The 12,937-nt window shown below is 60.3% G+C and carries 14 protein-coding genes; 11 read left to right on the top strand and 3 right to left on the bottom strand.

Annotated elements, in window-relative coordinates; translation table 11 throughout:
- The first annotated feature begins 87 nt into the window (after nt 1–87).
- From CK486_RS05500 to CK486_RS05455, 10 genes are all read left to right on the top strand, one after another.
- The gene (locus CK486_RS05500; protein WP_176481656.1) at nt 88–867 is read left to right on the top strand and encodes an ABC transporter substrate-binding protein; all 780 of its coding nucleotides are present in this window, start codon (nt 88–90) and stop codon (nt 865–867) included.
- Between the two features lie 248 nt (nt 868–1,115).
- Nucleotides 1,116–2,240, top strand: a complete 1,125-nt coding sequence (locus tag CK486_RS05495) for a beta-ketoacyl-ACP synthase III (protein WP_095939280.1) — start codon at nt 1,116–1,118, stop codon at nt 2,238–2,240.
- A gap of 7 nt (nt 2,241–2,247) precedes the next feature.
- Entirely contained in the window at nt 2,248–2,859 is a 612-nt protein-coding gene (locus tag CK486_RS05490; RefSeq protein ID WP_095939279.1) for an RNA polymerase sigma factor, read from the top strand.
- On the top strand, nt 2,853–3,083 hold the full coding sequence (locus CK486_RS05485; RefSeq protein ID WP_095939278.1) for an anti-sigma factor: 231 nt from the start codon (nt 2,853–2,855) through the stop codon (nt 3,081–3,083). Before CK486_RS05490 ends, CK486_RS05485 begins: the two co-directional genes overlap by 7 nt.
- Nucleotides 3,084–3,237: 154 nt before the next feature.
- Nucleotides 3,238–3,543 (top strand): hypothetical protein, encoded by a 306-nt coding sequence (locus tag CK486_RS05480; protein WP_095939277.1) that lies wholly within the window; start codon nt 3,238–3,240, stop codon nt 3,541–3,543.
- A 12-nt stretch (nt 3,544–3,555) separates the two neighbouring features.
- A complete protein-coding gene (locus CK486_RS05475; protein WP_095939276.1) occupies nt 3,556–4,383 on the top strand; it encodes a DUF692 domain-containing protein in 828 nt (275 codons plus the stop codon).
- Entirely contained in the window at nt 4,380–5,084 is a 705-nt protein-coding gene (locus CK486_RS05470; RefSeq protein ID WP_095939275.1) for a DUF2063 domain-containing protein, read from the top strand. The genes CK486_RS05475 and CK486_RS05470 overlap by 4 nt, the downstream gene beginning before the upstream one ends.
- A 39-nt stretch (nt 5,085–5,123) precedes the next feature.
- The gene (locus tag CK486_RS05465) at nt 5,124–5,723 is read left to right on the top strand and encodes a DoxX family protein (RefSeq protein WP_095939274.1); all 600 of its coding nucleotides are present in this window, start codon (nt 5,124–5,126) and stop codon (nt 5,721–5,723) included.
- Between the two features lie 214 nt (nt 5,724–5,937).
- Nucleotides 5,938–7,278: an OprO/OprP family phosphate-selective porin gene (locus CK486_RS05460; RefSeq protein ID WP_095939273.1), complete on the top strand. Its 1,341-nt coding sequence runs from the start codon at nt 5,938–5,940 to the stop codon at nt 7,276–7,278.
- Nucleotides 7,279–7,366: 88 nt separating this feature from the next.
- Entirely contained in the window at nt 7,367–8,494 is a 1,128-nt protein-coding gene (locus CK486_RS05455; protein WP_095939272.1) for a GNAT family N-acetyltransferase, read from the top strand.
- 2 nt (nt 8,495–8,496) lie between these two features.
- On the opposite strand, the gene CK486_RS05450 is transcribed toward CK486_RS05455, so the two are convergent.
- The 3 genes from CK486_RS05450 to mnmC form a co-directional block, all read right to left on the bottom strand.
- A complete protein-coding gene (locus CK486_RS05450) occupies nt 8,497–8,763 on the bottom strand; it encodes a metal-sensing transcriptional repressor (RefSeq protein WP_095939271.1) in 267 nt (88 codons plus the stop codon).
- Nucleotides 8,760–9,311 carry a DUF3365 domain-containing protein gene (locus CK486_RS05445; protein ID WP_256574369.1) on the bottom strand — a complete coding sequence of 184 codons (552 nt, stop codon included), beginning with the start codon at nt 9,309–9,311 and terminating at the stop codon, nt 8,760–8,762. The genes CK486_RS05450 and CK486_RS05445 overlap by 4 nt, the downstream gene beginning before the upstream one ends.
- Nucleotides 9,312–9,386: 75 nt before the next feature.
- Complete coding sequence (gene mnmC / locus CK486_RS05440) at nt 9,387–11,345, bottom strand: bifunctional tRNA (5-methylaminomethyl-2-thiouridine)(34)-methyltransferase MnmD/FAD-dependent 5-carboxymethylaminomethyl-2-thiouridine(34) oxidoreductase MnmC (protein ID WP_095939269.1); 1,959 nt, start codon at nt 11,343–11,345, stop codon at nt 9,387–9,389.
- A gap of 95 nt (nt 11,346–11,440) precedes the next feature.
- On the opposite strand from mnmC, the gene pap reads away from it, so the two are divergent.
- A complete protein-coding gene (gene pap, locus CK486_RS05435) occupies nt 11,441–12,931 on the top strand; it encodes a polyphosphate:AMP phosphotransferase (protein WP_095939268.1) in 1,491 nt (496 codons plus the stop codon).
- The last annotated feature ends 6 nt before the right edge of the window (nt 12,932–12,937 follow it).

Here is a 12,937-nt window from a genome sequence, read left to right as displayed (position 1 = left end):
TGTAACGGGAATGCCGATCGCCAGCCGATGACCCGCTCTGCCTATACTGTGCCAAGGGATATGGGGCGGGATGCAAGGGGGCCGTGGATGCGGTTTTTGCTGTTGCTGTTGTGGCTATACGGGGTATTGCCTGCTGTGGTTGCCGAGGAAGCTCGGTCACCCAGTCTGACCTTTTGCTATGAAGACAAGGAGTCCTTCCCCTGGGTGATGCCTGACGGGAGCGGGCTTAATCTGCTGCTGCTCAAACAGGTGGCTGCGACTCTCGATCTGCAGGTCAGCTGGGTGGCAGTGCCCTGGCGGCGCTGTCTCTCCGGCTTGGAAAAAGGTGCCTACGATGGCGCCTTTGCCGCCAGCTACATGCCCGAGCGTCTTGTGCATGGCGTCTATCCCCTGGACAGCGACGGCCGGGTCGATGAAAGCAAGCGTCTGCACACACAGGTCTACGCCCTCTATTCGCGCAAGGACAACGCGGTGGGCTGGAACGGCAGCGAGTTCCGCCAGTTGGAGGGGGCAATAGGTACGCTCAGTGGCTTCTCCATTGTCGATTTCCTTCGCCTGCATGGTGCCGCTGTCGTGGAGAGCAGTCGTGATCCTGAAGCCCTGCTGTACATGCTGGCTACCCGTCGGGTGCAGGCCGTAGCCTTGCAGGCCCTGCGCGCCGATCATGTGCTGGAGGGCAATGCCGAGCTGGCGGCGGTGATCGAAAAGGCCAGCCTGCCGCTGGAGACCAAGGCCTACTACCTGATGCTGTCGCATCGGTTGCAGCGGCATCAGCCGCAGCTGGTCGAGCAGATTTGGGCGGAAATCCAGCGACAACGCGAGTCCCCGGCCTACCGCGAACAGTTGAACCTTCTCTTGCAGCCCTGAGGCCGATCCGCATGCCGCATCGTTCGGCAGATACCTGCTGGCCAAGTGTGGCTTAAACGGCTGTGCATCTGTCTGACAAGCAGGCAGTGGCGTCGTGGCTGTGGCAAACTCCATCCTTTGCCAAATGTTGCCAGCGCACAGTGCTGTGGTACGGCAACATTGCCTGAATTTTTGCCTGGGGCTGCGGGCCGCAGGCGTGATGTGCAACCGGCCGCCGTGGGCGCCCATGACAATAAAGAGGAAAGTCCGTGCACAACGTCGTAATCAGTGGCACCGGTCTGTTTACCCCGGCCAACAGCATCTCCAACGCGGAGCTGGTGACGGCTTTCAATGCCTATGTCCAACAGTTCAATGCCGATAACGCCGCTGCGATCGAGCTCGGTGAGGTCGAGGCGCTGAGTGAGTCCAGCGAGGCGTTCATCGAGAAGGCGTCGGGGATCAAGAGCCGCTATGTGATTGACAAGGCGGGCATCCTCGACCCGCAGCGCATGACGCCGCGCATCCCGGAGCGTCCCAACGAAGAGTGGTCGATTCTCTGCGAGATGGCCGTCGGCGCTGCCAGGGAAGCTCTGCAGCGGGCTGGCAAGACGGCGGCCGATATCGACGGCGTGATTCTCGCCTGTTCCAACCCGCAGCGCGCCTACCCGGCAGTGGCCGTGGAAGTGCAGGCGGCACTGGGCATCAATGGCTGGGCCTATGACATGAACGTGGCCTGCTCCTCGGCCACCTTCGGCATTCAGGCTGCCACCAATGCGGTGCAGACCGGCCAGGCCCGGGCGATTCTCATGGTCAACCCGGAAATCTGCACCGGTCACCTGAACTTCCGCGACCGTGACAGCCATTTCATCTTTGGTGATGCGGCGACTGCCGTGATCATCGAGCGCGCCGACCTGGCGACCTCGGCCTATCAGTGGGATGTGCTCGGCACCAAGCTGGTTACCCAGTTCTCCAACAATATCCGCAACAACTTCGGCTTCCTCAACCGCTGTGCGGAAGAAGGCATCGGTGCCCGCGACAAGCTGTTTGTTCAGGAAGGGCGCAAGGTGTTCAAGGATGTCTGCCCGATGGTGGCCGAACTGATTGCCGCACACCTGGCGGAAAACCAGTTGAACGTCGCCGACGTCAAGCGCTTCTGGCTGCATCAGGCCAACCTCAACATGAACCTGCTGATTGCGCGCAAACTGCTCGGCCGTGATGCCGAACCGCATGAAGCTCCGGTGATCCTCGACACCTACGCCAACACCAGTTCGGCCGGTTCGGTAATCGCCCTGCACAAATATCAGGATGACCTGCCGGCTGGCGCGCTGGGCGTGCTCAGCTCCTTCGGTGCAGGCTACTCCATAGGTAGTGTGATTCTGCGCAAGAAGGCCTGAACCGCCTATGGCGGATCAGACCGAGGATGAACTGCTCGCCCGCCTGCTGGCCGGCGAGCAGCGCGCGTACAAGGAGCTGGTGACACGGTATCAGGGCGCCATGCGTGCAGTGGCCTATGCCATCGTCGGCAGTCGTCATGCCGACGAAGTGGTGCAGGACGCCTGGCTGGCCGTGGTGCGCAACCTCGACGGCTTTCAGCAGCGCAGTAGTCTGAAAACCTGGCTGCTGACCATCACGGCCAACACGGCCAAAACCCGTCTCAAGCACAACCGCCGCGAAGTACTGCTGGATGACCTTCCCGGTCCGCACGGCACCATTGGCGCTGAGCGTTTTGCCGCTGACGGCCACTGGCAGACACCACCGCACGACTGGCATGAAGACTCGCCTGAAGCGTTGCTCAGCGAGGAGCAGCTGCGCCAGTGTCTGGAAAAGACCCTGGCCAGCCTTTCCGAGATGCAGGCCAGCGTATTGCTGCTGCGCGAGCGGCAGGGACTGGAGCTGGAGGAAATTTGTAATCTTCTCGAGCTTTCGCTCTCCAATGTCCGCGTGCTGCTGCATCGTGCACGACTCAAGGTGTTTGCCACCCTCGAGCATTTTCAGGAGACCGGCCAATGCTGAGCTGCAAGGATCTGGTTGCCCATTCCAGCGATTTCCTCGATGGCCAGTTGAGCCTGCGCGAGCGTCTGGGCGTGCGTGCTCACCTGGCCATGTGCCGCCATTGCCGGCGCTTCATACGCCAGATGAAGGTCAGTCAGCATGTATTGCGTCAGCTGCCGGATGCCGCAATCCCGGAGCTTGACGCTCTGGCTGAGCGCTTGGCGCAGCAGCGGCGTGAGCCCTGAGCTTCGCTCAGAACCTTGTAATCTCTCCTGCTGTACCAAGTGACAGTCGACCGAAAACTTTTTGTGATCGGCTGTAACGTTCGCTTTTCATCCGCGTCTAGTGTTGCGAAGGGGCCATGCCGGCCCTGTCTGCGAATCACCACTGGAGCGTTATATGAATAAGCTGAATTCCGTAGTTGTCACCCTCGGCGTCGCTTTGCTGGGCTCTGCTGCTTCTGCGTCGGCAGCGAGTAACCCGTTTGCCACTCAGGAGCTGAGCAGTGGCTACAGCCTGGCTGCTCATGAAAAGGGCCATGAAGGTTCCTGTGGCGAGGGGAAGTGCGGCGGGCAGATGAAAGCCGAAGAGGGCAAGTGTGGCGGTGACAAGGCAGCTAAAGAAGGCAGCTGCGGTGAGGAAGGCAAGGCCGCCAAAGAAGGCAAGTGTGGCGAAGGCAAGTGTGGTGCCGAGAAGGCCGAGTAAGGCAATAGGGACATGACCATGCAGTCGTTTGTCAGCGGCGCCGGCCTTGGCCTGCGTCGCGGCCTGCTGGCGGCGCTGGCAGACAGCGCCGTGGGACAGGTGGATTTCCTTGAAATTGCCCCGGAAAACTGGATCGGCGTTGGCGGGCGTTTTGCCCGCCAGCTGCGCAGCCTCAGCGAGCGCGTGCCGTTTCTCTGTCATGGTCTGTCTCTCAACCTCGGTGGTGTGGCGCCGCTTGATATCGGGCCGCTCAAGGCCATCAAGGTTTTTCTCGACGAGCACCGCATCCGTGGTTATAGCGAGCACCTCTCTGCCTGCGCCGACGAGGGCCAGCTGTACGACCTGATGCCGTTGCCGTTCACTGCGCAAACCGTGCAACGAGTCGCCGCGCGCATTCGCACCGTGCAGGATGTGCTGGAGCGGCCGTTGATCATCGAAAACGTCTCGGCCTATGCGCGCCTGCCCGGCGAGCTGGACGAGACCACCTTCATTCGTGCGGTGCTGGACGAAGCGGATTGCCGGCTGCTGCTGGACATCAACAACGTCTACGTCAACGCGACCAATTTCAGCTTCGACCCGCTGGCCTATATCCAGGCCATACCGGGCGAGCGCATTGCCTATCTGCACATGGCCGGACATTACGACGAGGCGACCGATCTGAAGATCGACACCCACGGTGCACCGGTGTGCGACCCGGTGTGGGCTTTGCTTCGGCAGGCTTACGCGCTGCATGGCGTGCGCCCGACTCTGCTGGAGCGCGACTTCAACTTCCCGCCGGTGGCCGAGCTGTACGCCGAGGTCGCGCAGATCCGCGCCCTGCAACAGGAGGCCCGGCGATGAGCGAGCGTGACCAGCTGGCCTTCGCCGCGCGCATTCGTCAGCCCGAGTCGCAGGCGCTGTTACCGGGCATCACCGCCGAGCGCATGGCGGTCTACGAAGGCCTGTTCTTCAACAACATCGAGAGCTTTCTCAGCAGCGGTTTTCCGGTGCTGCGCCGGCTGTTCGACGATGCGCGCTGGCAGCGCCTGGTGCGCAGTTTCATTGCCGGACACCGCTGCGCCACGCCGTATTTCCTCGAGATCGGCGCGGAGTTTGTCGGCTGGTTGCAGCACGGCTTCGTTGCCGAAGCGGATGATCCGCCGTTTCTCATCGAACTGGCGCATTACGAGCGGGTCGAGCTTGAGCTGGATGTGGCGGAGGCCGAATTGCCCGCACAAGGCTGGTCGCCGCTGGCCTGGCCGTTGGCATACGCCTGGCCAGTGCAGCGTCTGAGCGCTGAGTACAGTCCCCAGCAAGCACCAGCCGAGCCGACCTGCCTGCTGGCCTGGCGCGATCGCTCGGACAAGGTGCGCTTCCAGCAACTCTCGCCGTTCGCCTATCACCTGGCTCTGCGCCTGCAGGCGGGTGAGGCGAGTGCGCCGGCATTACTTGCTTTGGCCGATGCCAGCGGTATTGCGGCTGATGAACCCTATTTCACTCATGCCCAGGCACTGCTGGATGACTGGCAGCGCCAGGACATCTGGTTTCCTCCGACCCGCTGAACGCTCAGGCGCCTTGGCGCCTGACTACTGGAGATTTTCATGCTGAAACTGCTCAATCGCTTCCAGGATGGCCTGGATGCTACCCGTCGTCTCGACTTTCTCGGCCCGTTGCTGTTGCGCCTTTATCTAGTACCAATTTTCTGGATGGCGGGTATGCACAAGCTGGCGGACATGCCTTCAACCATCGCCTGGTTCGGTAACCCCGACTGGGGCTTGGGGTTGCCATTTCCTGAGCTGTTGGCCTGGCTGGCGGCACTGACCGAGGCGGGTGGGGCGATTCTGCTGCTATTCGGCCTGGCTGTACGCTGGGTGAGCATTCCGCTGATCATCACCATGCTGGTCGCCATTGTCGCGGTGCATTGGCCCTATGGCTGGCAGGCGATAGCTGATCCTTCGGCACCCTTTGCCAATGAGCGGGTGCTGGCCTCGGTGGAGAAAATCGAGCGGGCCAGGGCATTGCTCAAGGAGCACGGCAACTACGACTGGCTGACGAGCAGTGGCAAGTTTGTGGTGCTGAACAACGGCATCGAGTTTGCCGCCACGTATCTGGTGATGTTGGTGACGCTCTTCTTCACGGGTGCAGGGCGCTGGTTCAGTCTGGATTTCTGGATAGCCAGGCGCTGGCGTTCTATGGCTTGAAAACAGTCGTTTCAAGGCATTTGGAGAGGTTTCGCTGGCACATCGAGACCTCTTTTTCTGATCCGTTTTTTTGGTAATAAAAAAGTTCCTCTGTCATGGAACTTTCATCTAAAAGCAACTGAGCTGAAATAACCCCCCGCCAAGATTCCCCTCCAACACCGCAGGGCAAAGCCCGCGTGTTTTTGAACGCAAAGACCAATTAGGGGAATCCTCGATGATGCGTAAGCAGTTTGCCGGTTTTGCCGCCAGCGCTCTGGCACTGGCCGTTTCGGCCCAGGCCATGGCCGGTACCGTGACCACCGATGGCACCGATATCGTGATCAAGACCAAGAGCGGTCTGGAAGTAGCCACCACCGACAAGCAGTACAGCTTCAAACTGGGCGGCCGTATTCAGGCTGACTTCGATCAGTTCGATGGTTTCTATACCACCAATAACGAATCTGCCAACGAAGCCTATTTCCGTCGTGCACAGATCGAAATCGGCGGTAACTACAAAGATTGGCGTTACCAGATCAACTACGACTTTACCGACAACCGTGGTAACGAAAACAAGTTTGATGAAGCCACCATCACCTATACCGGCTTCTCTCCGATCAATATCCGCATGGGGCGCTTCGATCCGGATTACAGCCTGGAAAAGGCTACCAGCTCCAAGTGGGTAACTGCGATTGAGCGCTCGCCGGTTCTGGACCTGGCTTCCTGGACCACGGATCACGAGAACGGTATGGGCGTTCAGGTCAATGGCACCTACGGCGGCATGTTCTACGGTTCGGCTAGCCTCCAGCAGCAGGATTCCGGTGTTTACCTCGAAGATGAGGATGGCAAGGACGTCAATAGCTACTTCATGCGTGGTGTGGTTGCTCCGATTGTTAGCGAAACAGAGGTTCTGCACTTTGGTGTGGATTACGCAACCCGCAGCTATGGTAACGAAAGTGATGGCACCAAGTTTGACGGCCGTATTCGCAGCCGTTTGGGCGTGCGTGGTGTTTCCGAGAACCAAGCCAACTCGGATCAACTGATTCTTGCTCCAGCTGACGCTGGTGTTACCGGCGGTTTTGAGGATGACAGTGTCGTAGGCCTGGAATTCGCTTACATGACCGGCCCGTTCTCGGTGCAGAGTGAGTACCTCAAGCGTGATCTGAGCGGCTACAACACCAACGGTGATCGTGAGGCCACCGGCTATAACATGCAGCTGGCCTATACCCTGACCGGTGAGTCGCGCATCTACAAGCTTGATGGTGCTAAGTTCGATGCCATTAAGCCGTTTGACAAGGTCAACGGTGCTTGGGAGGTCTTCTACCGCTATGACAATCTGAACGTCGAAGACGATCAGACCATGGCTACTGTAGGTGGTGTCGCCATCAATGAGAGCGAGGCCAAAGTGCACACTCTGGGTGTGAACTGGTACGCCAATGAGGCGGTAAAGATCTCGGCTAATTATCTGATGACTCAGTCTAATGAAGACACCGTCAAACTGCAGAATGGTCGCTTCGCTGCCGGCAATGACGATGATGACGGTCGTGCCATCTCCCTGCGTGCCCAGTACGTGTTCTAAGTCAGACTTCATCAGCTGACTGCTCCCCCTTAAGCCCCGCCATTGGCGGGGCTTTTTTTCGTCTGGAGGAAAGTCCAGACTCACTCCCATGACCGTGCATATCCTCCATAGCCTTCAGCAGATCAGCGCCCGTGAGTGGGATGGGCTGCTGCCAGCAACGGCTCAGCCGTTTCAGCAGCACGCTTTTCTCTCCAGTCTGGAAGACAGCGGCAGTGCGGTGCTTGGCTGTGGCTGGCAGAGCAGTCATCGTTTGTGGCGTGATGAGAGAGGGAATGCGCAGGCTGTGCTGCCGGCCTGGGTGAAGAGCCATTCTCGGGGTGAGTATGTATTCGACTGGGCCTGGGCTGATGCTTGCCAGCGTGCTGGGATTGCCTATTACCCCAAGTTGCTCAGTGGCGTGCCGTTTACGCCCGTGGTTGGGCCGCGTCTGCTGGGGCAGCCGTCAGCTCTGAGCTCTCTGTTGGAGCAGGGCGTGGCGGAGCTGGCCGAGCAAGGGATTTCCAGTTGGCATATCAACTTCACCCTGCCGGAGGAGGGCGCTCTGCTGGCTCAGCAGCAGGGCTGGCTGCAGCGTCTGGGGTGTCAGTTTCATTGGCACAACCACGGCTATCGCGACTTTCAGGATTTTCTCGACAGCTTTACTTCGCGCAAGCGCAAACAGCTGCGCAAGGAACGTGAGCAACTGGCGGGGCAGGGCCTGGAGTTCGACTGGCGCAGCGGGAGCCAGTTGAGTGAGGCCGAGTGGGACTTCGTCTACGCCTGTTATGCCAATACCTATTGGGTACGTGGGCAGCAACCCTATCTGACGCGGTTGTTCTTCAGTCTGCTGGCCGAACGCATGCCGCAATCCATCCGTGTGGTGCTGGCGCGTCAGCACGGTAGGCCGGTGGCGATGGCTTTCAGTCTGCAGGGGGCTGATTGCCTGTATGGCCGCTACTGGGGTTGCCTCATCGACTTCAATTTCCTGCATTTCGAAACCTGTCTGTACCAGGGCATCGACCAGGCCATTGCGCAGGGGTTGGCACGTTTCGACGCCGGCGCTCAGGGCGAGCACAAGCTGATTCGTGGCTTTGAGCCGCAGCTGACCGAGTCGTGGCACTACCTCTGCCACCCCGGTCTGCGCACGGCTGTGGCGGATTTTCTGCAGCAGGAACGACCGGCTTTGCAAGCCTATGCCGAACAGGCGCGGCAGGCCCTGCCGTATCGTCAGGGTTGAGTTCAGGTGTATTTGGTAAAGATGGCGCGGACCTGTGCCAGCGCCTCGGCGGGAGACTGTTCCGGCGTGAGCAGAGCCTCTTCCAACAGGCAGGCGAGCATCTGCTGGTAGGCTTTTTCCAAGGCTTTACGCGAGGCGGCGAACTGCTGCGCGATGGCCTCGCAGTCCTCGCCGCGGCGAATCATGGCCTGCAGCCCACGAATCTGTCCTTCGACACGTGCCAGGCGCTTTAGCATGGCGTCTTGTTGCGGATTCTGGCTATCGCTCATGGACTCTCCAAAGGGCGGCTCAGGGTAAAGGCGCCGCGCAGCTCGCCCAGCTTGAAACCGCGGGCCTGGTCGGCAGGGTAAAGCGAATCCAGTTTGGCCGCCAACTCCGGACTGAGCTTCTCACCGTGGCAGGTCAGACAGGGTTGCCCGGTGGGGATGGCCTGCATATAGCGGAACTGGCCATCAACAATGGCTTGCTCATGCATGCCGGGCAGTGGCTCACCTGCTGCCGCGCGGTCGGAAAAACGCTGTAGAACCTGCTGTTCCCAGACATCTGGCTGATTGCCGGGATTGCGCACGCGCAAGGCGGTGCGCGCCACCTTCCAGGGTGCCGGGCTATGTGCTGCGGTCAGCGCCGGAGCCTGAATCTGGCAGCTGGCCACAGCCTGCAAGGCACCACCTTGCTGCATGGCTTGTTGCACGCTCTGTTGCAGGGCCTGTTGCAAGGGCGCGATCAGGCGCCGGGCTTCTTCACTCAGGGCGCTGATGTCAGCCGCCTGAACGCTCAGGGGCAGGCAGAGGCTCAGCGTCAGCAGGGTATTGCGCATCCTCATAACTCCGTTGGTGAATACCCTATGGAGTATGTTGTCGGCCATACAGGCTGGCAATTGGCCCGGACGCGGTTATTTGCCGCGCACCAGTTGGCGCAGCAGATAACGGTTGGGGTGGCAGGCTTCGGCCACCGCCCGCGGCAGTGGCAGAGGTTCGTTGTTGAGCCAGGAGGCCAGCAGCTCTCCGGACAGTGGGGCGGTAATCAGACCGCGCGAGCCATGACCGCTGTTGAGGTAGAGGCCCTCCTGCCAGGGGCAAGGACTATCAGGCGTCTGTCGTGCGTCCTTGGCCAGTACTGCATAGTCCCGGGCGAAGGCGTCAGCATCGGCCAGCGGGCCAACCAGGGGCAGATAGTCGGAGGTGGTGCAGCGCAGCGCGGCCCGGCCCTCGAGCCGTGCAGGATCAAGCTGATCGACCTGCAGGCGCTGGCTCAGATCCCGGGAGATTTCGCCGAGTAGCTCCAGATTGCTGGCATGTTCTTCTGTCGAAGGCTGGCTATCCAGGCGTTGGAAATTGAAGCTGGCGCCAAGGGTATGTTCGCCCCTCCAGGCGGGCGCCACATAGCCTTCGGCGCAGACCACGGTTTTCAGGGACTGACTGGCAGAAGTGGCCGGCAGACGGGTGATTTGCCCGCGGATGCCTTTGAGCGGCATGCCCGCCGTCTGGGGAAACCGCAGAATCTCCACGGCGCTGGCAAGAATGACCACCGGTGCCTGTGCCAGTAGTTGCGTGCCGCTCCAAGCTTGCCACTGGCCATCGGCGCGGCGCAGCTCCAGCGCCTCCTGATGCAACAGCAGGCTGATTCGAGGGTGTTCGGCCAGCATCCGGCACAGCGCTGGCGGGTGGGCCCAGCCGGCATGGGGGTAGAACAATCCGCCACTGGGCAGCTCGATGCCGCTCAGCTGTTCGGCTTCGTGACGGTCAACCTGACGCAGCAGATCAGCGGGAAAGGCGGCGGCAAGGCTGCTCTGGCGGGCTTGTTCCTTGTCGTCAAGCCCCAGCTGGAGCACGCCGCAGGGCTGCCAGGCTTGATCCTCAGGCAGCTCCTGCAGCAACCGGCGGGTGCGCCCGTAGCCGCTGACAATCAGTTGCGACAGCGGCGTATGGTGCGCCGACAGTTTGAGATACAGCACGCCCTGCGGGTTTCCGGAGGCCTCCTGGGCCAGTGCGCTGTGGCGTTCCAGCAGGCTGACTTGCCAGCCACGGGCCGCGAGACTCGCGGCGCTGCTGCAGCCGGCCAGGCCGCCACCGATGACCAGTGCGCGGCGTTCGTGTGAAGCCGGCGGGCGGGCGTACCAGGGTTTTCCGGCTGGCTGCTGCGGGCCACTGTAGTGGCCCTGGAGCATCTCCCATTTCTTGCCGAAGCCGGGCACCTTGCGCATGCTGAAACCGGCCTCGATGAGCCCCCGGCGGACAAAGCCGGTGCTGGCGAACGTGGCCAGGGTAGCTCCCGGAGCAGAGAGCCGCGCCAGTTGGGCGAACAGTTCCGGCGACCACATCTCCGGGTTCTTGGCCGGGGAAAAACCATCGAGGAACCAGGCATCGATCTGGGCATCCAGCTCGGCCAGGCTGGTGCTGGCATCGCCGATCAACAGGGTCAGCTGCACGCGGCCAGCGGCAAAGCTCAGACGCTGGAAGCCCGGGTGGATACCCTGATATTGCGCCAGCAGGGCACGGCTGTAGGGTTCAAGTTCCGGCCACAGCTGCAGGGCGCGGGCCAGGTCGGCCAGCTGCAAAGGGTGCTTTTCCACGCTGACAAAGTGCAGGCGGGCAGTGCCCGGCGCGCGCTGCTCAAACAGCTGCCAGGCACAGAGGAAATTCAGGCCGGTGCCGAAACCGGTTTCCCCGATGCACAGCTGCGCGTGTTCGGCCAGAGCGGCAAAACGCTCGGGCAGATGGCTGTTGGCGAGGAATACATAGCGGGTTTCCTCCAGGCCGTTGGCCTTGGAGAAGTACACGTCATCGTAACTGCTGGACAGTGGTTGCCCCTGCTCGTCCCAGTGGAGCAAGGCGTGCTGGAAGTCATTCATGGGGAAGCTCGGCGTCCGGTAAAGTCGCTAGTTTACCGCACAGACAAGCCTGCGCTGATCGACTAGGGTAGACAGCATTGCACAGGGAGATTGGGATGTTCGAGTCAGCAGAAATCAAACACACCATCGATGAAGAGTCTTTCAAAGAGCAATTGCCAGCGTTGCGCGAGGCTCTGCTGGAGGCGCAATTTGAACTGCAGCAGCAGGCACGCTTTCCCGTGATCATTCTGATCAATGGCATTGAGGGTGCGGGTAAGGGTGAGACGGTCAAGCTGCTCAACGAGTGGATGGACCCACGGTTGATTCGTGTCGAAACTTTCGATGTGCAGACAGATGAAGAGCTGGCGCGTCCTCCAGCGTGGCGATACTGGCGCAAGCTTCCTCCCAAGGGGCGCATAGGTATCTTTTTTGGTAACTGGTACAGCCAGATGCTTCAGGCGCGCGTCGATGATCGCATCGGCGATGCGGTGCTTGATCAGGCTATTGATGGTGCCGAGCGGTTGGAGCGCATGCTCTGTGATGAAGGGGCATTGATCTTCAAGTTCTGGTTTCATCTTTCAAAGAAACAGATGAAAAATCGCCTTAAGGAGCTGGAGGCTGATCCTCTTTCCAGATGGCGACTGAGCCCCCTCGACTGGCAGCAGTCCAAGGTCTACGACAAGTTCGTGCGTCATGGTGAGCGGGTTATACGTCAGACCAGTCGCGATTACGCTCCCTGGTATGTGGTGCCCGGTGCTGATGAGAACTATCGCAGCCTGTTCGTGGCCCGGACCCTTTTGGATGGTTTGCAGGTGGCCTTGCAAGAGCAGCAGCGGCCGCAGCGTCATCCGCACTCTGCTCCGCTGGTGTCCAGCCTTGATAACCGTAGTCTGATTGACAGCCTTGACCTGACTCAGGTGCTGGCCAAGGACGCCTATAAAGCTCAGCTCGCCACCGAACAGGCGCGTTTTGCCCGGCTGATGCGCGACAAGCGTATGCGTCAGCACGGACTTGTTGTTGTGTTTGAAGGCAACGATGCGGCTGGTAAAGGTGGCGCTATTCGTCGTTTGGCTGCTGCGCTTGATCCGCGGCAGTACCATGTGATTCCTGTGGCTGCGCCAACAGAGGAAGAGCGGGCTCAGCCGTATCTGTGGCGCTTCTGGCGGCATATTCCTGCACGCGGGAAAATGGCGATCTTTGATCGATCCTGGTATGGACGGGTTCTGGTTGAGAGGGTCGAAGGATTTTGCTCGCAGGCTGACTGGTTGCGTGCCTATGGCGAGATCAACGACTTTGAGGATCAACTGGCTCGCGGGCGTATCGTGCTGGTGAAGTTCTGGCTGGCGATTGACAAAGAAACTCAGTACGCACGCTTCAAGGAGCGGGAGGAGGTAGGCTTCAAGCGTTTCAAAATCACGGAAGAGGACTGGCGAAATCGCGATAAGTGGGACCAATACGTCGATGCTGTGTGCGACATGGTCGACCGGACCAGTAATTCATCAGCGCCATGGACGCTGGTTGAGGCTAACGACAAGCGCTTTGCTCGGGTTAAGGTATTGCGCACGGTTAATGATGCGCTGGCTGCTGCCTTCGAACAGGATCTTTAGGCGGTA

The organism is Pseudomonas sp. HAR-UPW-AIA-41, from assembly GCF_002304225.1.
Classification (GTDB): domain Bacteria; phylum Pseudomonadota; class Gammaproteobacteria; order Pseudomonadales; family Pseudomonadaceae; genus Aquipseudomonas.
This window is presented reverse-complemented; position numbering and strand designations above follow the sequence as displayed.

Bases quoted from the DNA above. Each gene is read 5' to 3' on its own strand.
- CK486_RS05460 (WP_095939273.1), top strand. From the start codon at position 5,938: ATGATGCGTAAGCAGTTTGCCGGTTTTGCCGCCAGCGCTCTGGCACTG.
- CK486_RS05485 (WP_095939278.1), top strand. From the start codon at position 2,853: ATGCTGAGCTGCAAGGATCTGGTTGCCCATTCCAGCGATTTCCTCGAT.
- CK486_RS05450 (WP_095939271.1), bottom strand. From the start codon at position 8,763: ATGAGCGATAGCCAGAATCCGCAACAAGACGCCATGCTAAAGCGCCTG.
- CK486_RS05490 (WP_095939279.1), top strand. From the start codon at position 2,248: ATGGCGGATCAGACCGAGGATGAACTGCTCGCCCGCCTGCTGGCCGGC.
- CK486_RS05465 (WP_095939274.1), top strand. From the start codon at position 5,124: ATGCTGAAACTGCTCAATCGCTTCCAGGATGGCCTGGATGCTACCCGT.
- CK486_RS05455 (WP_095939272.1), top strand. From the start codon at position 7,367: ATGACCGTGCATATCCTCCATAGCCTTCAGCAGATCAGCGCCCGTGAG.
- CK486_RS05470 (WP_095939275.1), top strand. From the start codon at position 4,380: ATGAGCGAGCGTGACCAGCTGGCCTTCGCCGCGCGCATTCGTCAGCCC.
- CK486_RS05475 (WP_095939276.1), top strand. From the start codon at position 3,556: ATGACCATGCAGTCGTTTGTCAGCGGCGCCGGCCTTGGCCTGCGTCGC.
- CK486_RS05480 (WP_095939277.1), top strand. From the start codon at position 3,238: ATGAATAAGCTGAATTCCGTAGTTGTCACCCTCGGCGTCGCTTTGCTG.
- CK486_RS05500 (WP_176481656.1), top strand. From the start codon at position 88: ATGCGGTTTTTGCTGTTGCTGTTGTGGCTATACGGGGTATTGCCTGCT.
- mnmC (WP_095939269.1), bottom strand. From the start codon at position 11,345: ATGAATGACTTCCAGCACGCCTTGCTCCACTGGGACGAGCAGGGGCAA.
- pap (WP_095939268.1), top strand. From the start codon at position 11,441: ATGTTCGAGTCAGCAGAAATCAAACACACCATCGATGAAGAGTCTTTC.
- CK486_RS05445 (WP_256574369.1), bottom strand. From the start codon at position 9,311: ATGCGCAATACCCTGCTGACGCTGAGCCTCTGCCTGCCCCTGAGCGTT.